The sequence below is a fragment of the Pseudomonas sp. LB3P93 genome, from assembly GCF_054898025.1.
Window position 1 is genome coordinate 3529266 of sequence record NZ_CM142713.1, and the last position, 18941, is coordinate 3548206.

Genomic DNA, 18941 nt, shown 5'->3' on the forward strand with positions numbered 1-18941 from the left:
TCGCCACAGGTTCTGCGGCTGGCAGGAGTAGCGCGCCAACAATTAACAACGCATTAACCGCCTGTCTTTTTCCTGTCGATACAAGCTGTTACTGTACGGGCCACAAAGCCCAAGCCGCCTGGATCGGATCTCTGACTTGAAGCGTCCCCTCCTCCTCTTCCTGATCAGCCTGGCCTTGAGCTCCCCCGCAAGCGCGACGATCAGCGAAAGCCATGGTTATGCGCAGTTCGGCACGCTCAAGTACCCGGCCAGATTTACCCACTTCGACTGGGTCAACCCGCAAGCGCCCAAGGGCGGTACGTTGCGGGTGATGGCGTTTGGCACCTTCGATACGCTCAACCCCTACACCTTCAAGGGTTCAAGCCCGGTTTCCACCCCCAACTTCCTGCAGTACGGCATCAACGAGCTCAACGAACCGTTGATGGTCGGCACTGGCCAGTACGCGCCGTCAGGTGATGAGCCGACCTCCAGTTATGGCCTGATCGCCCAATCGGTGGAATACAGCGAAGACCGCAGCTGGGTCGTGTTCAACCTGCGCCCTGAAGCGCGGTTCCACGATGGCACGCCGATTACCGCCTACGACGTAGCGTTTTCCTATCGTTTGCTGCTCAAGGAAGGTCATCCGCAATACCGCACCAGCCTTCAGGAAGTGTTACGTGTGGACATCCTCAACCCGCAGCGCATTCGATTTGTCTTCAAGCGCGCCGGCAATCCATTGCAGATCCTGCGCCTGGGCGAATTGCCGGTGCTGCCGCAGCATTACTGGAAAGGTCGTGATTTCAAGGCCACCACCTTCGAACCGCCACTGGGCAGCGGGCCGTACCGCATCACGTCGGTAACGCCAGGACGCCAGATCATTTTCGAACGGGTCAAGGACTACTGGGGCAAGGACCTGCCGGTCAATCGCGGCAAGTACAACGTCGATCGCATGGAAGTCGAGTTCTACCGCGACAGCGATGTGGCCTTCGAAGCCTTCAAAGCCGGCGAATTCGACATCTACATCGAGCACCAGGCGAAGAACTGGGACAACGGTTACAACTTCCCGGCCGTGCGCCGCGGCGACGTGATCAAGGCGCAGATCCCGCACCAGATTCCGACCCAGACCCAGGGCCTGTTCATGAACAGCCGGCGCCCGACCTTCTCCGAGACCAACGTCCGTGAAGCGCTGGGGCTGATGTTCGACTTCGAGTGGACCAACCGCACCCTGTTCAGCGGCGCTTACAAACGCGCCATGAGTTGCTACCCCAATAGCGAGTTCTCCGCCACGGGCCTGCCGGTCGGGCACGAATGGCTGATGCTCAAGCCGTATCGCGAGCAGTTGCCCGCCAAGCTCTTCACCGAGCCGTTCAGCCTGCCCAAGACCGACGGACGCGGCATTCCCCGGGAAACCATGCGAAAAGCCCTGGCGCTGCTTGCCGAGGCCGGCTGGAAGCTCAATGGGCAACGGCTCGAGAACGCCAAAGGCCAGCCACTCAAGCTCGAGATCCTGCTGGTCAACCCGAACCTGGAACGTATCCTTCAGCCTTACGTCGAGAATCTCGCCAGCATTGGCATTGACGCGCGGCTGCGCACGGTCGATCGCGCCCAGTACAAACAACGTCTGGATCAGTTCGATTTCGACATGATCCTGATGACCCAAAACCAGACCCTCAGCCCGGGCCTGGAGCAGTGGCAGTACTTCCATTCCAGCCAGGTCGGGGTCAAGGGCAGTAAAAACTACGCCGGCATCGCCAACCCGGTGGTCGACCACCTGCTCGAACAATTGCTCGCCGCGCAAACCCGCGACGAACAAGTCGCCGCCGGCAAAGCCCTCGACCGGGTCTTGCTGTGGCAGCACTACATCATTCCCAACTGGTACCTTAATTATCACCGCCTGGCCTACCGCAACCGGTTCGCCTTTGTCACCACGCCGCCCTACACCCTGGGCCTCTCCGCGTGGTGGCTGAAATCTTCGGAGAAAGATCGATGAAACCCGTACGCGCCCTGCTGCTGCAGGCCAGCGGTCTGCTGTTCGCCGGGCTGGCCTGCGCCGCCCCGCAACATGCCGTGACCCTGTACAACGAGCCGCCTAAATACCCGGCCGACTTCAAGCATTTCGACTACGTGAACCCCGACGCACCCAAGGGTGGAATCTTTCGCCAGGCCGGGTTCGGTGGCTTCGACAGCCTCAACCCGTTCATCAGCAAAGGCGTGCCGGCCGACGACATCGGGATGATCTACGACACCCTGGCCAAACAGGGTCTGGACGAGCCGTTCACCGAATACGGGCTGGTCGCCGGCAAGATCGAGAAAGCCCCGGACAACAGTTGGGTGCGTTTCTACCTGCGTCCTGAAGGTCGCTTCCACGACGGTCATCCGATTCGCGCCGAAGACGTGGTGTTCAGCTTCCAGACGCTGACCAAGGACGGCGCCCCGCTCTACCGCGGTTACTACAGCGACGTCGAGGAAGCGGTCGCCGAAGACCCACTCACCGTGCTGTTCAAATTCAAGCACACCAACAACCGCGAACTGCCGCTGATCCTCGGCCAGTTGCCGGTGTTGCCAAAGCACTGGTGGGCGAACCGCGATTTCAACAAGGGTAACCTTGAAATCCCGCTGGGCAGCGGCCCCTACAAGGTGACCGAAGTGAAGGCCGGGCGCTCGATACGCTATGAGCGGGTCAAGGATTACTGGGGCAAGGACCTGCCGGCCAACCGTGGCTTCTACAATTTCGACGTGATGACCACCGACTATTACCGCGACAACACCGTGGCACTGGAAGCCCTCAAGGCCGGGCAGTTCGATTACTGGCTGGAAATGGCCGCGAAGAACTGGGCCAATGCCTACAACATTCCAGCAGTCACCGAAGGCCGCTTGATCAAGGAACAGATCCCCAACGCCAACCCGACCGGCATGCAGGGCTTTGTGTTCAACCTGCGCCGCCCAGTGTTCCACGACGTACGCGTGCGTCAGGCGCTGACGTTGCTGCTGGATTTCGAGTGGACCAACAAACAGCTGTTCAACGGTGCCTATGTGCGCACCCGCAGCTTCTTCGAAAACTCGGAAATGGCCGCGACCGGCCTGCCCGACGCCGAACAACTGGCGATCCTCGACCCGTTCCGCGGCAAGATCCCCGAGCAGGTGTTCAGCGAAGCGTTCCAGAACCCGATGACCGACGCCAGCGGCATGATCCGCACCCAGCAGCGCAAGGCCTACCAACTGCTGCAAGAGGCTGGCTGGCGGATCGTTGACGACAAGATGGTCGACACCAACGGCAAACCGGTGACCATCGAGTTCCTGCTGGCCCAGACCGAATTCGAACGCGTGCTGCTGCCGTTCAAGCGCAACCTCAGCGACCTGGGCATTGACCTGGTAATCCGCCGGGTCGATGTCTCGCAATACATCAACCGCGTGCGGTCACGGGACTTCGACATGATCGTCGGCAGCTTCCCGCAGTCCAACTCGCCGGGCAATGAACAGCGCGAATTCTGGATGTCCGCCGCAGCCGACAAACCCGGCAGCCGCAATTCCATGGGCCTCAAGGATCCGGTGGTCGATCAACTGGTCGAGCAACTGATCAATGCCGATTCGCGCAAAAGCCTGGTCGCTTACGCCCGGGCACTGGACCGCGTGCTGCAATGGGGTTATTACGTGATCCCCAACTGGCACATCAAAACCTGGCGCGTCGCTTACTGGAACCACATCGGTCACCCGAAAGTCTCTCCCAAGTACGACATCGGCACGAACACCTGGTGGGTCAAGCCTGACGCGACACCGGCGATAGAAGTCGAAACCAAACTGCAAGCCGACCCTGCGGGCACGGAGTAATCAGATGCTGGCGTATATTTTTCGGCGACTGCTGCTGATCATCCCGACCTTGCTCGGCATTTTGCTGATCAACTTCGTGATCATCCAGGCCGCCCCCGGCGGGCCGGTAGAGCAGATGATCGCCAAGCTCGAAGGCTTCGAAGGCGCCACCAGCCGCATTGCCGGCGGTGGTGCCGAAGTGTCGGTGGCCGGCTCCGCCTATCGCGGCGCGCAGGGCCTGGACCCGATGCTGGTCAAGGAAATCGAACACATGTACGGCTTCGATAAATCGGCGCCGGAACGCTTGTGGATCATGATCAAGAACTACGCCACCCTGGACTTCGGCGATAGCTTCTTCCGCGACGCCAAGGTCATCGACCTGATCAAGGAAAAGATGCCGGTGTCGATCTCGCTCGGGTTGTGGAGCACGCTGATCATGTACCTGGTGTCGATCCCGCTGGGGATCGCCAAGGCGACGCGACACGGCAGCCACTTCGACGTCTGGACCAGTTCACTGATCATCGTCGGTTACGCGATCCCGGCGTTCCTGTTTGCGATCCTGCTGATCGTGGTGTTCGCCGGCGGCAGCTATCTGGACTGGTTCCCGCTCAGGGGACTGACCTCGAACAACTTCGATGAACTGAGCACCGGCGGCAAGATCCTTGACTACTTCTGGCACTTGGCATTGCCCGTGACCGCGCTGGTGATCGGTAACTTCGCGACCATGACCCTGCTGACCAAAAACAGCTTCCTCGACGAAATCAACAAACAGTACGTGGTCACCGCCAAGGCCAAGGGCCTGACCAATCACCGCGTGCTTTACGGTCATGTGTTCCGCAACGCCATGCTGCTGGTGATCGCCGGTTTCCCATCGGCGTTTATCGGGATCTTCTTCACTGGCTCGCTGCTGGTAGAAGTGATCTTCTCCCTGGATGGCCTCGGTTTGATGAGTTTCGAAGCGGCGATCAATCGCGATTACCCGGTGGTGTTCGGCACGCTGTTTATCTTTACCTTGCTCGGTCTGGTGGTGAAATTGATCGGTGACCTGACCTACACCTTTGTCGATCCGCGCATCGACTTCGAAAGCCGGGAGCATTGAGATGAATCTGTCCCCACTCAATCGCCGACGTTTCGAACTGTTCAAGGCCAACAAGCGTGGCTGGTGGTCGCTGTGGCTGTTTCTGGTGCTGTTCGGCCTGAGCCTCGGCGCCGAGCTGATTGCCAACGACAAACCGCTGGTGGTGCATTACGACAACGGCTGGTACTTCCCGGCACTCAAGCGCTACCCGGAAACTGCGTTCGGCGGCGAATTCCCGCTGGAGGCCAACTACAAGAGCCCCTATATCCGCGAACTGCTCAAGGCCAAAGACGCCTGGGTGCTGTGGGCGCCGATCCCCTACAGCTACCAAAGCATCAATTACGACCTGAAGGTCCCGGCGCCCGCGCCACCTTCAGCCGACAACCTCCTGGGTACTGACGATCAGGGCCGCGATGTGTTGGCGCGGGTGATTTACGGGTTCCGTATTTCGGTGCTGTTTGCGCTGACGCTGACCATTCTCAGCTCGATCATCGGCGTGATTGCCGGGGCCTTGCAGGGGTTCTATGGCGGCTGGGTGGATCTGGCCGGGCAGCGTTTCCTGGAGATCTGGTCCGGGCTGCCGGTGCTGTATCTGCTGATCATCCTCGCCAGTTTCGTGCAGCCGAACTTCTGGTGGCTGTTGGGGATCATGCTGCTGTTCTCGTGGATGAGCCTGGTGGACGTGGTGCGCGCCGAGTTCTTGCGCGGGCGCAACCTCGAATACGTGCGCGCGGCCCGGGCGCTGGGGATGCAGAATGGTGCGATCATGTTCCGCCACATTTTGCCCAACGCCATGGTCTCGACCATGACCTTCATGCCGTTCATTTTGACCGGCGCCATCGGCACTCTGACCGCCCTCGACTTCCTGGGCTTTGGTTTGCCGCCGGGCGCGCCGTCGTTGGGTGAACTGGTGGCCCAGGGCAAATCCAACCTGCAAGCGCCGTGGCTCGGTATGAGTGCGTTTGCCGTGCTGGCATTGATGTTGAGTTTGCTGGTGTTCATCGGCGAGTCCGCTCGCGATGCCTTCGACCCGAGGAAGTGAAATGAATCAGGACAATCTGATCGAAGTGCGCGACCTGGCCGTCGAATTCGTCGTCGGCGATCACTACCAGCGGGTGGTGGAAGGCGTCAGTTTCGATATCAAGCGTGGCGAAACCCTGGCGCTGGTCGGCGAAAGCGGTTCCGGCAAATCGGTGACGGCGCACTCGATCCTGCGGCTGCTGCCCTACCCGCTCGCCCGGCATCCGTCGGGGACCATCGAGTATTCCGGGCAAAACCTGCTGAGCCTGAAAGAGAAAACCATCCGCCACATCCGCGGCAACCGGATTGCGATGATCTTCCAGGAGCCGATGACCTCGCTCAATCCGCTGCACTCGATCGAGAAGCAGATCAACGAAGTGTTGAGCATTCACAAAGGCTTGATCGGCAAAGTCGCGACCAAGCGCACGCTGGAGTTGCTGGAGATGGTTGGCATTCCAGAGCCGGAGAAACGTCTCAAGGCCCTGCCCCATGAATTGTCCGGTGGTCAGCGCCAGCGGGTGATGATCGCAATGGCCCTGGCCAACGAGCCCGAGTTGCTGATTGCCGACGAACCGACCACCGCACTGGACGTGACCGTTCAGCTGAAAATCCTCGAATTGCTCAAGGAATTGCAGGCCCGCCTGGGCATGGCCTTGCTACTGATCAGTCACGATTTGAACCTTGTGCGAAGAATTGCGCATCGCGTATGTGTCATGCAGCGCGGTTGCATCGTCGAACAGGCATCGTGCGAAGAGTTGTTCCGCGCGCCGCAGCATCCGTACACTCGGGAACTGCTGGCAGCGGAGCCCAGCGGCAAGCCGGCAACCAACGTGATTGGCCCGCCGCTGCTGCAGGTCGAGGACCTGAAAGTCTGGTTCCCGATCAAGAAAGGCTTTCTGAAAAAGACCGTCGACCACATCAAAGCGGTGGACGGGATCAATTTCAGCCTGCCTCAGGGCCAGACCCTGGGGATTGTGGGAGAAAGCGGTTCGGGCAAGTCGACGCTCGGTCTGGCGATTTTGCGGCTGATCGGCAGCAAAGGCGCCATCCGTTTTGAAGGCAAGCAGCTAGACTGCCTGACGCAGGGGGAGGTTCGACCCTTGCGTCGGGAGATGCAGGTGGTATTTCAGGATCCGTTCGGCAGCCTGAGCCCGCGGATGTGCGTGAGCCAGATCGTCGGCGAAGGCCTGCGGATCCACAAGATGGGCACCGAGGCAGAACAGGAACAAGCGATTATTGCGGCATTGAAGGAGGTAGGTCTGGACCCGGAAACCCGGAACCGCTACCCCCACGAATTTTCCGGTGGGCAGCGGCAGAGAATCGCCATTGCCCGGGCGTTAGTGCTAAAACCGGCGTTGATTTTGCTGGACGAGCCGACTTCGGCCCTCGACCGCACCGTGCAACGCCAAGTGGTGGAGCTTTTGCGTTCACTGCAAACCAAGTACAACCTGACGTATCTGTTTATCAGCCATGACCTGGCTGTCGTCAAGGCGCTGAGCCACCAGTTGATGGTGGTCAAGCAGGGCCAAGTGGTCGAACAGGGAGACGCGCAAAGTATCTTTGCCGCCCCCCAACATCCGTATACACAGCAGTTGCTGGAAGCCGCTTTCCTGGCTCCAGCCACTGCGCAATAACCTGAAAGAGAGGAGCAACACATGGGTTTTCTCGCCGGTAAGCGCGTACTGATCGTCGGTGTCGCCAGCAAGCTGTCCATCGCATCCGGCATCGCTGCCGCCATGCATCGCGAGGGCGCTGAGCTTGCCTTCACTTATCAGAACGACAAACTCAAGGGTCGTGTCGAAGAGTTCGCACAGAGCTGGGGCTCCAACCCTGACCTGTGCTTCCCGTGCGACGTGGCCAGCGATGAAGAAATCGCCAAAGTCTTCGTTGAACTGGGCAAGAAGTGGGACGGCCTGGATTGCATCGTGCACTCCGTCGGCTTCGCCCCGGGCGACCAACTGGACGGCGACTTCACCGAAGCCACCACCCGTGAAGGTTTCCGCATTGCTCACGACATCAGCGCCTACAGCTTCGTGGCCCTGGCCAAGGCTGGCCGCGAAATGATGAAAGGCCGCAATGGCAGCCTGCTGACCCTGTCGTACCTGGGTGCCGAGCGCACCATGCCGAACTACAACGTGATGGGCATGGCCAAGGCTTCGCTGGAAGCTGGCGTACGTTACCTGGCCGGCTCCCTGGGCCCGGACGGCACCCGCGTCAACTGCGTATCGGCTGGCCCGATCCGCACCCTCGCCGCTTCCGGCATCAAGAACTTCCGCAAGATGCTGGCCGCCAACGAAGCGCAAACCCCGCTGCGTCGTAACGTCACCATCGACGAAGTCGGCAACGCTGGCGCCTTCCTGTGCTCGGACCTGGCGTCCGGCATCAGCGGCGAAATCATGTATGTAGACGGTGGCTTCAACACCACTGCGATGGGTAGCTTGGAAGAGTGATCTTTCGCTAGCCCATAAAAAAACCCGCCTCTTCAGGCGGGTTTTTTTATGCCTGAGATTTCTGGCGTGATGCAAAAATCCCATGTGGGAGTGAGCCTGCTCGCGATAGCGGTGTATCAGTCGATATCATTTTTGAATGTTAGTCCGCTATCGCGAGCAGGCTCGCTCCCACAGGGGGCGGATTGTGGTTAGTTTTCGATTTGGGTGAGGCACCGGGCAAACAGCTGCTGAATCGGCTGCATCCGCTGGCTATAACGCTGCAACAGCACAATCTCCCGATAAAACGTCAACTCGCCCAACGGGATAATCCTGACCTTCGCCCCATGCTCAAGCCATAACCCGGCCTCGGGCAGCAGTGAAACGCCGAACCCGCATTCAACCATCTTGACGATGGCTTCCAGCTCATCCAGCTCCATCGCCACGTGCACTTCAATCTGTTGTTCACGCAAAAAACGCGTCACCAGGCGACCGCCAAATGAATTGCGGTCGTAACGCACGTGCCCGTGGCTGGCAAGGATTTGCAACGGTTCATTGCCTTCAAGGTCCATCGGCACAATCAATACAAACGGCTCGCGTCGGATAACCTGTACGGAAAGCTCTTTGGGTAGCTCGTACGGCGGCTTGATCAGAATCGCCAGATCCACCTCACCCGTATCGACCTGACTGAGCAGGCTCAACGACACGCCCGGCACCAATTTCGGCTCCAGTAGCGGAGCCTGCTCCCTCAACCGTAAAAATGCCTGGGGCAACAACCCGGTCTGGACCGTGGACACTGCGCCAATTTTCAGCTCACCGCGATACTCGCTCACATTGTCACTGGCGGCCATACGGCTGAACGTCTCGAGAATTTCCCGTGCCATCGGCAACGCCCGTTGCCCGGCGGCATTGAGAATCGCCTGACGTCCGGTGCGATCGAACAGACGAATGCCCAGCGCCTGTTCCAGATTGCGTATCTGCGCGCTGACCGCCGACTGCGTGAGGCCGATGTGCATCCCGGCGGCGGCGAATGTGCCGTAGCGCGTCACGGCGATGAAGGTTTTCAACTCGCGCAGCATAGGTGCTCTCGATTGATCGAAATAATTTGTGCTCGACGCAAAAACTATCGTCTTTTAATCAAAAAGCATAGCGCTAAACTCAGCCTCGTCCCCTAACAACAAGAAGGCGAACCCCATGCAACTCTCCCCTTTTCACTTGGCGATTCCGGTTTACGATTTGGTCGCTGCCCGGCGTTTCTATGGCGAAGTGTTTGGCCTGGAAGAGGGCCGCTCCAGCGACCACTGGGTCGACTTCAACTTCTTCGGCCATCAACTGGTGATTCACTTGGCACCGAAAAACGCCTCTCAGGAAGCCGCACACACCAATGCTGTGGACGGTCATAACGTGCCGGTGCCGCATTTCGGTGTGATTTTGGGAATGGAGGAATGGGAGGCGCTGGCGGAGCGTTTGAAAGACCTCGGTACACGCTTTGTGATCGAGCCCGGCATCCGCTTTCAAGGTTTAGTGGGTGAACAAGCCACGATGTTTCTCTTCGACCCCTGCGGCAACGCTTTGGAGTTCAAGGCGTTCAAGGACATCTCTCAGGTGTTCGCCAAATGATCCGCCCGGACTTTGACGCCACTACCCTCAGTGAAGCGGTGGTCGATGGCGACACGACCGCTGCCGCCATCGCTGAGGCCTTCCTTGAGCGCATCCAGGCGCAGGAGCCGGATATCCAGGCCTTCGTCTCGTTCGACGCCCGGCAGGTACGTGCCGATGCGGCGCAAAACAACGGTCGTGGCCTGCTGGCTGGCATACCCGTGGGCATCAAGGACATCTTCGACACCGCGGCCTACCCCACGCAATTCTTCTCGCCCATCTACACCGACCATCAACCGTCCCGGGACGCCCACGTAGTCACCCTGCTACGCCAGGCCGGCGCGCTGATCATGGGCAAGACCCACACCACCGAGTTTGCCTACATGCACACCGGTCCGACGCGCAATCCCCACGACCTCACTCGCACGCCGGGCAGCTCCAGCGCGGGTTCGGCGGCCGGGATGGCGGCGGGTTTCTTTGCCTTGGCGCTGGGCACCCAGACCGCAGGCTCATTGCTCAAGCCGGCATCCTATTGCGGCCTCTTCGCTTACAAACCATCGCTGGGATTGGTGTCGCTGGAAGGTGTGAAACCGCTGGCGCCGAGCTTCGACACCGTGGGTTGGTACGGAAGATCGGTACGCGATCTGCACCTCGTGGCGCGCGTGTTGATTCCCGGCTTCGTGGTACCTGACGTCGAGCGCCGTCCTCTACGACTGGGTTTCTGCCGTACGTCGCGCTGGGATCAAGTGGAACCCGAGGTGGCCCACGCTCTGGAGCAGGCGGCGGATCAGTTGAGCCACGCTGACCATCACGTGAGCGAACTGGAACTGCCCGACGAGTTTGCCGGTGTATTCGACGACCATCAGCTGATTAACGATTGCGAAGGTGCCCGTTCGCTGGCGAAGGAGTTTCAACGACACCGGACCCAATTGAGTTCGTCGACACTGGCCATGTTCGAGCGTGCGGCAGCGACAACATGGGAACAGGAATCCGCTGCCAAGGCGCGCCTGGCCACCCTCGCCCCACGCTTGAACGAGCTTTGCCAACCCTTCGACGCCATGCTTGGTGCCTCGTGCGGGATGGTTGCGCCCATGGGTCTGGAAAGCACCGGACCGTCGGATTTCATCAAGTTCTGGGGGGCTTTCGGCTGGCCGCAGGTCAATATCCCGCTGAAACGCGCGCAAGGCAATCTACCAATCGGATTACAGCTGATCGGTAAGTTCAGGGATGACGGCCGGTTGTTGAGAACCGCCGGGCACGTTGCATCGGTTTTGCACTGCGTCACTCAAGAATGATGAGTGTCGTGCATTGCCTTATCGGCCAAGGCCAGCAAGTCTTCCGCTGTCTGGTTTAGTAAAAAGCCCGTCAGTTTACGGCGGGTTTTTCATTTGTGTTGTTTTACAGCGGATTGCTCAACACTGAATCCCGAATACATGCGGTGTTCGTTCAGGACTCATTAGATCGACGGCGGCGAGGATACGCTGGTCATTCGTTTGTGCCATCAATTCAAAAACCAAACTCGGTTGCTGATAGTTGAAGACCCCATTTCTTCCAAAGCCCGCATCAGGATTTCCATCAGGCAGAAGGCGCAGCCAGAACCCGCGCTCAACGTTACCTGCTTCGCCAGCCGCTACAATGCATCCATCTGCCTGCACCACAACAGCGCGGCAACCTACAAAGAAAGCAGGAATATCAGCCTCAATGTTTACAACAACGGTTTGACCGTTATTAAACGTTGGGTCATATGCACCTTCCTGCGTCACTTTGGATACGCAGGCAAAATATCCGCCAGCCATATTTAACCCAACACAAATAATACTGTTCTCATGGACGATCATTTTTTGCATTTTGTTGCTATTTTCTGACTCCCAGCATCCGGACTGCCCGAATGATGAATCAAGAACGCCATCTGGAAGAAATCGGGCAACCGCCTTTGCTATTTCTCCGCTCCCGCTCGGCCCACTAACGGTTCCTCCAACCACAATGTTCCCATCGTCCATGACCGCCATACTGACGCCTTGCGAACTTTGATCATTGAACTGGAATTCGATAAATCCTTTGTTTCCAAACTCTAGATCGGTTTCACCATTCGACTGAAGACGAAATAGCACTACTTTTCTCTCGTCACTGCTGCCAGATCCATAAGGTAGTACCAGAATTTTTCCGTCCGTTTGCAAACATATCGAAGAAGTCATCAGATCAGCAGAGGAAAATATTTTGTTCCCAAAAATCAAGTCCGGACTGCCATTTCTGTTAAATCTCGTAAGGGCGGTTTGCCGTTTAAAAACATCCTCCCCGACTTTACCAATCAAAAGGAATTTGCCGTCTGACTGCCGTAGCAGTTGCTCTGGCAACGAATCCAGCCCTGGAGAGAAAGACCATTTGGCGACACCGTTTTGTCCAAACTGCAGGTCCTGCGTTCCGTTTGAAAAAACGCGATATAGCCAGCATTCCTTGTTTACCCATGCAGCTAGGACAAACGCGTCATCACCATCAGCTATGATCGATCGGATTGATCCAGGTCCGCTTGGAACATTGAAGATGCCCTCCAGCGCGAATGCAGGATCAAGTTCGCCAGCATTTACGAAAGAGTTGGAGTTGCTCTGACTGGTCATTTTTTCTTCCTTTAAAAAGTTAACCCCTATCTCTCCCGACAAACCGCTGCAATGAAGTGTGTTGACTGCCAAGAAGAGTCTGTGACTTTGCGCAATCCACTATTGCGCATTCCAGATTCCGCTGGCACCTGTAACAAATGACAGTTCTTATGTCTTTAGAAGCCAGATTAATGACCTTCGGGCGCTTTCGACTTCGAAACGGCGCATGAATGCGAGTGCATGATTTGGGCGGCCTCACGGGCAAGCCCGCCCCCATAGGATTATGGATGGCTGCAGTTTTGAGGGTGTGTGTCCAGGGGAGACTAAATCACGGCCACTTCAGTGTTTGCTTGTGCACCTACATCGTCCCGTCGTCTTTTTCCAGCAAGCGGTCGATGGTGTCATGGCGCAGCGGATCGTATTCGATCTGCCCGATACTGAAGCGAATGTCATAGCTGCGATGTACCGTCGCGTTGCGCTCGTCGAGCATTTCCTCAAGGCGGGACTTGATCGCGGCGATGTCCATCCAGCATGAGCCAGTCAGCAGAGCGACGAATTCATCGCCACCCAGGCGGCCGATCACATCGCTTTCGCGAAAGGCGATACGCAGCACATCAGCAAAGGTTTTCAGGGCGTTGTCGCCCTCCGTTCGACCGTACAGGTAGTTGATTCGCTTGAAATTATCGAGGTCAAAAAACAGCAGTGTTGCCGGTAGTCCCAGCTGCTGGCAGGCGTCCAGCCCGTGTTGGGCCAGCGCTGTAAACCCGTGACGGTTGGGCAGCAACGTCAACTCGTCCATGCTCGCCATCTGCACGCCCATCAGTTCTTGCTCGGCCTTGCGGGCCAGATCGCGCAGCAATTCACGTTCCTTAAGTGGCGAACGCATCGGGTCTGTGCAAGCCCCTCGCTTGACCGGTTTGCCTCGGATCAGCATTACTCACTCCATTGGCGGATATGCACTTTAGAGTCGTGCGTACGCGGTTGACTCCCTGTTAACGGACCGCCGGTCAACTGCCCTCCACCGGACACGGCCCACCTGCGTCAGCCCACAGCTTGAATTGGCTGACGAAAATGTCGTGGGGCACCGGCACCGGCGCCCTTCCCTCGCCGGGATTCCAGCCCCACAGCACCAGCTTGTCCTCGCTGACGTGCTTGATCAGTGCCGCAAAATCACGGTCACCATTGCTGGAACGGTCCTTGATCATCGCGCACAACCTATCGGCCGGCAGACCGATCCAGGCCATCTTGTGCGCGGCTGGCGGCAAGCTCCAATGCGGCGCCCCCGGTGGTGTATGCGACCCGTAACTGGCGGGCGGATTAGTCTCGGCGTGACAGGTCGCGCAGGGCAAACCGGCAGCGCCCTTGCCGTCCATGCCCCGTACCACACTCATCGCGTGTGGAATTCCAGCATCGAACTGCAACGGCGAATCGCCCGGGATATGACAGTTCTGGCAACGTGGGTTCTGGAAAACCTTCTGCACGGTATCAAACGCCTTGATGGCTTCCTTGTCGTCAGCAAGCACGTGCTCGGCATAGACGGCCAGGCCGACCAACACCACCGTGCCAAGAATCAGATGTCGTTTCATCTCACACCCCCGACAGTTGCAACGGCAGTTCCCGCAAGCGCTGCCCGGTCAGGGCGAACACCGCGTTAGCCACTGCCGGCGCCGTCGGTGGGACACCGGCCTCGCCGATACCGCCGGACCTTTCGGTGCTCGGCACGATATGCACTTCGACCACCGGCATTTCGTTCAGCCGCAGCACTTGGTAGTCGTGGTAGTTGGATTGCACCACCTGGCCGTCCTTGAACGTCAGTTTGCTGTGCAAGGTAAAGCCGAGGCCGAAGGTGATGCAGGACTCCATTTGCGCAGCGATGCTCATCGGGTTGACCGCAATCCCGCAGTCCACCGCGCACACTACCCGGTGCACACGGATTTTCAGGTTGTCCTGGGACACTTCAGCAACCTGGGCCACGTAACTGCCGAAGGATTCATGCACCGCCACACCCAGCGCGTGGCCGTCCGGCAGTGGCGCCTTCCAGTTGGCTTTCTCGACGGCGAGGTTCAGCACACCCAAATGCCGCGGATGCGCCTTGAGCAGGGTTCGTCGGTATTCCACCGGGTCCTTGCCCGCCGCCTCTGCCAGTTCGTCGATCAACGACTCCATGACAAACGCCGTGTGGCTGTGCCCCACCGAACGCAGCCACAACACGCTGATGCCGGTTGTCGGTGAGTGCAGTTCCACTTGGTGATTGGCCATGCCTTCAAGGTAAGGGCTGTCGGCAACGCCTTCGACCGACGTCTTGTCGACACCGTCCTTGACCATCGTTGCTTCGAGCATGGTGCCGGCCATGATCGACTGACCGACCATCACATGCTTCCAGGCCATGGGCATGCCGCCCGCGTCCAGCCCGATGCGTGCCTGATGCAGGAACGCCGAGCGGTAGTAACCGCCGCGCACGTCGTCCTCCCGGGACCAGACGGTTTTCACCGGCGCGCCTGCCGCCTTGGCCACCTGCACGGCTTCAGCGACAAAATCCGAGGTGGGATTGGCCCGCCGCCCGAAGCCGCCGCCGAGAAACTCAGTGTGTATTTCAACCTGTTCGGGCTTGAGCCCGGTGATCTTGCCCGCAATCATTTGGTCCAGGGTCTGGAACTGCGTGCCGGTCCAGATCTCGCACTTCTCCTTGGAGATTTTCACCGTGCAATTGAGCGGCTCCATCGGCGCGTGGGCCAGGTACGGCACGCTGTATTCGACGTCGATGGTCATGGCGGCTTTGCCCAGCGCAGCGTTGGTATCGCCGGCCTTACTGGCCGAGGTGCCGGGGGTGGCCGCGAGCTTGCGGAAACTTTCCAGCAACTTCTGACTGTCGAGGCCGACGTTCGGCCCCAGGTCCCACTCGACTTTCAGCGCATCGCGCCCAAGCTTCGCCGCCCAGTAATGGTCGGCAATCACCGCTACGCCGGTGGGCACCTGCACCACTTTGTGCACACCCGGCACGGCCAGCGCCTTGGCGCCTTCGAAGGATTTGACGCTGCCGCCGAAGACCGGGGAGCGAGCAACCATGGCGGTCATCAAACCCTCGAATTGCACGTCCATGCCGAACTTGGCCCGGCCGGTGATTTTCTCCGGGGTGTCCAGGCGCTTGGTGGGTTTGCCGATGAGCCGCCAGTCCTTGGCCTCCTTGAACGTGATCGAGGCCGGATCCGGTACCGGCAGCTTGCCGGCGTCGTCCGCCAGTTCGCCGTAGGTCGCGCGCTTGTCGCCGGCAATGACCACGCCTGACTCGGTGTGAATCGCCGAGGGTGCGACGTTGAAGCGCTTGGCCGCCGCATCGATCAGCATCAAGCGCGCTGCCGCACCGGCCTGGCGATAGCGATCGAACTCCATCCAGGTCGAGGTCGAGCCGCCGGTGATCTGCATTCCGCCGAACCCCGCCATACCGTAATCCGCCGCCGACGCGGGTGAATGTTCGACGCGGATTTTCGACCAGTCGGCATCCAGCTCTTCGGCAATCAACATGGTCAGGCCGGTCCAGATGCCCTGGCCCATTTCCGAGTGGCCGAGCAGCACGGTGACGACGTTGTCGTTGCCGATCCGCAAAAACGCATTGGGCGCGAAAATATTGCCTTCATTCTCTGCCCCCACGGCAAAGCGATGAGCGCCGGGGATGACGAACGCCACCACCAGACCACCGCCCAACAGTGCGCTGCCCTTGAGAAAACCTCGACGTGATACAGGGTTGATGCTGTTCATGGTTCAGACTCCCGTCAACGTGGCATCAACCGATCTCGGCGGCGCGTTTGACCGCGGCACGGATCCTTGGGTAGGTGCCGCAGCGGCAGATATTGCCGGAGAGCGCCTGATCGATGTCGTTGTCGGTGGGCTTGGGGATCTTCGCCAGCAACGCGGCGGCGGACATGATCTGCCCGGACTGGCAGTAACCGCACTGCACCACGTCGAGTTCGGCCCAGGCTTGCTGCACCGGGTGCGAGCCGTCGGTGGACAGGCCTTCGATGGTGAGGATTTTTTGCCCGTGGGCCACTGCGGTGGCGGGCGTGATGCAGGAACGCAGCGGCGCGCCGTCGACGTGCACGGTGCAGGCCCCGCACTGGGCCATGCCGCAACCGAACTTGGTGCCCGTCAGGTGCGCGACATCGCGCAGGACCCAGAGCAGCGGCATGTCCGCGGGGACATCCAGCTCCTGATCCTTGCCATTGATGTTCAGGGTCAGCATTGCGAATATCCTCAGACTCAAGGTGTTCTGAAGGGGCGTCGCTGTGACAACGGAATGCCTACGCGCGCCTCGGGTTATCCCTTCAGCTAAGCGCAAATTGCCGGGGGAGACCGGTTCATCGACCACCGGTCACACAAGGGAGGTGAACTGGATTGCTTTGTAGCAGCTGTCGAGCCTGCGAGGCTGCGTCCGGCGACGGAGTCGTCGTAAACCCTGCGGGCGCGATTTTCCTGACGCACCGCGGGGGCTGATTTCACGACGACTGCGTCGCCGGACGCAGCCTCGCAGGCTCGACAGCTGCTACGGACCGTATTGGGGCTTAGAAATCGGTGGAGACCGACACTTCACGCCATGTCTGCAACTCATCGGCAACGAAGGCGTTCTTGGCTTCGATCGCCGCGACGCAGTCACTGCCCAGCGGCAAGCGCAGCGGTGCTTTTTTTGCTTCTACCAGGGTGATCATGGTCTGGGCGAGCTTTTCCGGGTCGCCCGGCTGATTCAGGGTCACGGCCTTGGCAATTTTGCGCACTTCACCCGCGGTGCTGTCGTAATCGGCAATCGTGGACGGGGATTCGACCAGGGAATTGCCTTCGAGGAATTCGGTGCGGAAGTAGCCTGGCTCGACAACAGTGACTTTGATACCCACCGGGGCCAACTCGGCATGCAGCGCCTCGCTCAGGCCTTCGACGGCAAATTTGGTCGAGCAATAGACGCCGAAGCCCGGTCCCGACGCGTAACCGCCCACCGATGACAGGTTGATCACATGCCCGCTGCGAGCGGCGCGCATGTATGGCAGGACGGCACGAGTGACGTTCAGCAAGCCGAAGACGTTGGTTTCGTACACGCGCCGCACCTCATCGGCGCTGGCTTCTTCCACCGCGCCCAACAAACCGAAGCCGGCGTTGTTGACCAGCACGTCGATGCGCCCGAAGTGGTCGATGGCCGCCTTGGCGACCGCAACGCCTTGCGTTTCATTGGTGACGTCAAGGGACACGGCGAGCAACGCGGATTGAGTGCCAAAACGCTGGGTGACGCTGCTGGCATCACGAGCGGTAGCCACCACTGCGTCGCCATTGGCCAGTGCCGCGGCGGCAATCTTTGCGCCGATACCACGGGAAGCGCCAGTGATGAGCCAGACACGTTTGAAATTGTGGGAAGTGGTCATGATCGAGTTCCTTGTTTGGGTTGGGGTGAGCACAAGGTACGCAGGATGATTGGTCGGAAAAATGCCCTCGTGTTACAAGCACTATGAAACTGTCTTTCATAATGGCGCCGATATGAACCACGACCCATTCGACGGCTTGACCGAGTTTCTGGCGGTGGCCGAGCATAAAAGCTTCACCCTCGCCGCCACCCGGCTGGCGGTGACGCCCACGGCGGTCAGCCACGCGATCAAGTTGCTGGAGCGGCGCACCGGCGTGTTGCTGTTCCAGCGCACCACACGCCGCGTGGCGCTGACCGAGGCCGGTGCCAGCCTGTTCGCCCGTTTGCGCCCGGCGGCCAGTGAGATAGATGAAGCCTTGGCGGTGCTCAGCGGTTATCGCGATCAACCGATGGGCACGCTGCGCATCACCGCGCCGCGCCTGTCCGGCGCCTTGTTGATCGAGCCGCTGATGCCGCTGTTCCGCCAGGCATATCCGCAGGTCAGCCTCGACATCTCCCTGGACGACGCCACGGTCGACCTGATGGAGAACGGTTTCGATGCCGGGATCCGGCTGGGAGAGTCCATCGAGAAAGACATGATCGCTGTGCGCCTGACACCGGACCTGCAATGGTCAGTGGTGGGTTCGCCGGCTTACTTCGCCAAGGTCGGCAAACCGCTCAGCCCGGAAGAGCTGACAAGGCATGAGTGCATCGGCTTTCGCTTCGCCAACTCCGGCAGTGCGCATCGCTGGGAGTTTCGCCGCGACGGGCGAGACTTCACGGTGGGCGTCGAGAGTGGCGTGATGGTCAATGATCGCAAGCTACTGATCTCCGCAGCCCGAAACGGACTCGGACTGGCTTACGCCTGCGATCTGGAGATCATTGACGAGCTGGCGAACGGTCAACTGGAGCGAGTGCTGCAGCCGTTTGTGCCGCTGAGTTCGGCGTTGTACCTGTACTTCCCCAGCCGCACCCAGACTCAACCGAAACTGCGCGCGTTCATCGATATGGCCACGCAGTGGATCGCTGATCGCGGTGGACTGGGGCGTTAGAGTCTG

At 59.4% G+C, this 18941-nt stretch carries 16 protein-coding genes; 9 read left to right on the forward strand and 7 right to left on the reverse strand.

What is annotated here, in order from left to right:
• Window positions 1-136: 136 nt before the first annotated feature.
• The 6 genes from ACYZT8_RS15840 to fabI are packed head-to-tail and all read left to right on the forward strand — an operon-like array spanning window position 137 to window position 8334.
• Window positions 137-1969, forward strand: coding sequence for an extracellular solute-binding protein (locus ACYZT8_RS15840; RefSeq protein ID WP_461974022.1), 1833 nt, complete (start codon window positions 137-139; stop codon window positions 1967-1969).
• Window positions 1966-3807: an extracellular solute-binding protein gene (locus tag ACYZT8_RS15845; protein WP_461974024.1), complete on the forward strand. Its 1842-nt coding sequence runs from the start codon at window positions 1966-1968 to the stop codon at window positions 3805-3807. The genes ACYZT8_RS15840 and ACYZT8_RS15845 overlap by 4 nt, the downstream gene beginning before the upstream one ends.
• A gap of 4 nt (window positions 3808-3811) precedes the next feature.
• Window positions 3812-4885 carry a microcin C ABC transporter permease YejB gene (locus ACYZT8_RS15850; protein WP_010459785.1) on the forward strand — a complete coding sequence of 358 codons (1074 nt, stop codon included), beginning with the start codon at window positions 3812-3814 and terminating at the stop codon, window positions 4883-4885.
• Between the two features lies 1 nt (window position 4886).
• Window positions 4887-5906 (forward strand): ABC transporter permease, encoded by a 1020-nt coding sequence (locus ACYZT8_RS15855; protein WP_010459784.1) that lies wholly within the window; start codon window positions 4887-4889, stop codon window positions 5904-5906.
• A 1-nt stretch (window position 5907) separates the two neighbouring features.
• On the forward strand, window positions 5908-7518 hold the full coding sequence (locus ACYZT8_RS15860; RefSeq protein ID WP_461974026.1) for an ABC transporter ATP-binding protein: 1611 nt from the start codon (window positions 5908-5910) through the stop codon (window positions 7516-7518).
• 21 nt (window positions 7519-7539) lie between these two features.
• Entirely contained in the window at window positions 7540-8334 is a 795-nt protein-coding gene (fabI, locus tag ACYZT8_RS15865; RefSeq protein WP_008152082.1) for an enoyl-ACP reductase FabI, read from the forward strand.
• A 188-nt stretch (window positions 8335-8522) separates the two neighbouring features.
• On the opposite strand, the gene ACYZT8_RS15870 is transcribed toward fabI, so the two are convergent.
• Window positions 8523-9389: a LysR family transcriptional regulator gene (locus ACYZT8_RS15870; RefSeq protein ID WP_461974028.1), complete on the reverse strand. Its 867-nt coding sequence runs from the start codon at window positions 9387-9389 to the stop codon at window positions 8523-8525.
• A gap of 115 nt (window positions 9390-9504) precedes the next feature.
• Between ACYZT8_RS15870 and ACYZT8_RS15875 the strand changes: the two genes are divergently transcribed.
• Window positions 9505-9930, forward strand: coding sequence for a VOC family protein (locus tag ACYZT8_RS15875; protein WP_461974030.1), 426 nt, complete (start codon window positions 9505-9507; stop codon window positions 9928-9930).
• Window positions 9927-11204, forward strand: a complete 1278-nt coding sequence (locus tag ACYZT8_RS15880) for an amidase (protein WP_461974032.1) — start codon at window positions 9927-9929, stop codon at window positions 11202-11204. The genes ACYZT8_RS15875 and ACYZT8_RS15880 overlap by 4 nt, the downstream gene beginning before the upstream one ends.
• Window positions 11205-11321: 117 nt before the next feature.
• Here ACYZT8_RS15880 and ACYZT8_RS15885 read toward each other — a convergent pair whose 3' ends face one another.
• The 6 genes from ACYZT8_RS15885 to ACYZT8_RS15910 form a co-directional block, all read right to left on the reverse strand.
• A complete protein-coding gene (locus ACYZT8_RS15885; protein WP_461974034.1) occupies window positions 11322-12524 on the reverse strand; it encodes an NHL repeat-containing protein in 1203 nt (400 codons plus the stop codon).
• A 337-nt stretch (window positions 12525-12861) separates the two neighbouring features.
• The gene (locus ACYZT8_RS15890) at window positions 12862-13437 is read right to left on the reverse strand and encodes a GGDEF domain-containing protein (RefSeq protein WP_461974036.1); all 576 of its coding nucleotides are present in this window, start codon (window positions 13435-13437) and stop codon (window positions 12862-12864) included.
• Window positions 13438-13510: 73 nt separating this feature from the next.
• Complete coding sequence (locus ACYZT8_RS15895) at window positions 13511-14089, reverse strand: hypothetical protein (RefSeq protein WP_461974038.1); 579 nt, start codon at window positions 14087-14089, stop codon at window positions 13511-13513.
• 1 nt (window position 14090) lies between these two features.
• Window positions 14091-16259 carry a xanthine dehydrogenase family protein molybdopterin-binding subunit gene (locus ACYZT8_RS15900; protein ID WP_461974040.1) on the reverse strand — a complete coding sequence of 723 codons (2169 nt, stop codon included), beginning with the start codon at window positions 16257-16259 and terminating at the stop codon, window positions 14091-14093.
• 25 nt (window positions 16260-16284) lie between these two features.
• Complete coding sequence (locus ACYZT8_RS15905; protein ID WP_461974042.1) at window positions 16285-16740, reverse strand: (2Fe-2S)-binding protein; 456 nt, start codon at window positions 16738-16740, stop codon at window positions 16285-16287.
• 319 nt (window positions 16741-17059) lie between these two features.
• Complete coding sequence (locus tag ACYZT8_RS15910; protein ID WP_461974044.1) at window positions 17060-17905, reverse strand: oxidoreductase; 846 nt, start codon at window positions 17903-17905, stop codon at window positions 17060-17062.
• A 112-nt stretch (window positions 17906-18017) separates the two neighbouring features.
• On the opposite strand from ACYZT8_RS15910, the gene ACYZT8_RS15915 reads away from it, so the two are divergent.
• A complete protein-coding gene (locus ACYZT8_RS15915; protein ID WP_461974046.1) occupies window positions 18018-18935 on the forward strand; it encodes a LysR family transcriptional regulator in 918 nt (305 codons plus the stop codon).
• The last annotated feature ends 6 nt before the right edge of the window (window positions 18936-18941 follow it).

Bases quoted from the DNA above. Each gene is read 5' to 3' on its own strand.
- ACYZT8_RS15845 (WP_461974024.1), top strand. From the start codon at position 1,966: ATGAAACCCGTACGCGCCCTGCTGCTGCAGGCCAGCGGTCTGCTGTTC.
- ACYZT8_RS15850 (WP_010459785.1), top strand. From the start codon at position 3,812: ATGCTGGCGTATATTTTTCGGCGACTGCTGCTGATCATCCCGACCTTG.
- ACYZT8_RS15855 (WP_010459784.1), top strand. From the start codon at position 4,887: ATGAATCTGTCCCCACTCAATCGCCGACGTTTCGAACTGTTCAAGGCC.
- ACYZT8_RS15860 (WP_461974026.1), top strand. From the start codon at position 5,908: ATGAATCAGGACAATCTGATCGAAGTGCGCGACCTGGCCGTCGAATTC.
- fabI (WP_008152082.1), top strand. From the start codon at position 7,540: ATGGGTTTTCTCGCCGGTAAGCGCGTACTGATCGTCGGTGTCGCCAGC.
- ACYZT8_RS15870 (WP_461974028.1), bottom strand. From the start codon at position 9,389: ATGCTGCGCGAGTTGAAAACCTTCATCGCCGTGACGCGCTACGGCACA.
- ACYZT8_RS15875 (WP_461974030.1), top strand. From the start codon at position 9,505: ATGCAACTCTCCCCTTTTCACTTGGCGATTCCGGTTTACGATTTGGTC.
- ACYZT8_RS15880 (WP_461974032.1), top strand. From the start codon at position 9,927: ATGATCCGCCCGGACTTTGACGCCACTACCCTCAGTGAAGCGGTGGTC.
- ACYZT8_RS15885 (WP_461974034.1), bottom strand. From the start codon at position 12,524: ATGACCAGTCAGAGCAACTCCAACTCTTTCGTAAATGCTGGCGAACTT.
- ACYZT8_RS15890 (WP_461974036.1), bottom strand. From the start codon at position 13,437: ATGCTGATCCGAGGCAAACCGGTCAAGCGAGGGGCTTGCACAGACCCG.
- ACYZT8_RS15895 (WP_461974038.1), bottom strand. From the start codon at position 14,089: ATGAAACGACATCTGATTCTTGGCACGGTGGTGTTGGTCGGCCTGGCC.
- ACYZT8_RS15900 (WP_461974040.1), bottom strand. From the start codon at position 16,259: ATGAACAGCATCAACCCTGTATCACGTCGAGGTTTTCTCAAGGGCAGC.
- ACYZT8_RS15905 (WP_461974042.1), bottom strand. From the start codon at position 16,740: ATGCTGACCCTGAACATCAATGGCAAGGATCAGGAGCTGGATGTCCCC.
- ACYZT8_RS15910 (WP_461974044.1), bottom strand. From the start codon at position 17,905: ATGACCACTTCCCACAATTTCAAACGTGTCTGGCTCATCACTGGCGCT.
- ACYZT8_RS15915 (WP_461974046.1), top strand. From the start codon at position 18,018: ATGAACCACGACCCATTCGACGGCTTGACCGAGTTTCTGGCGGTGGCC.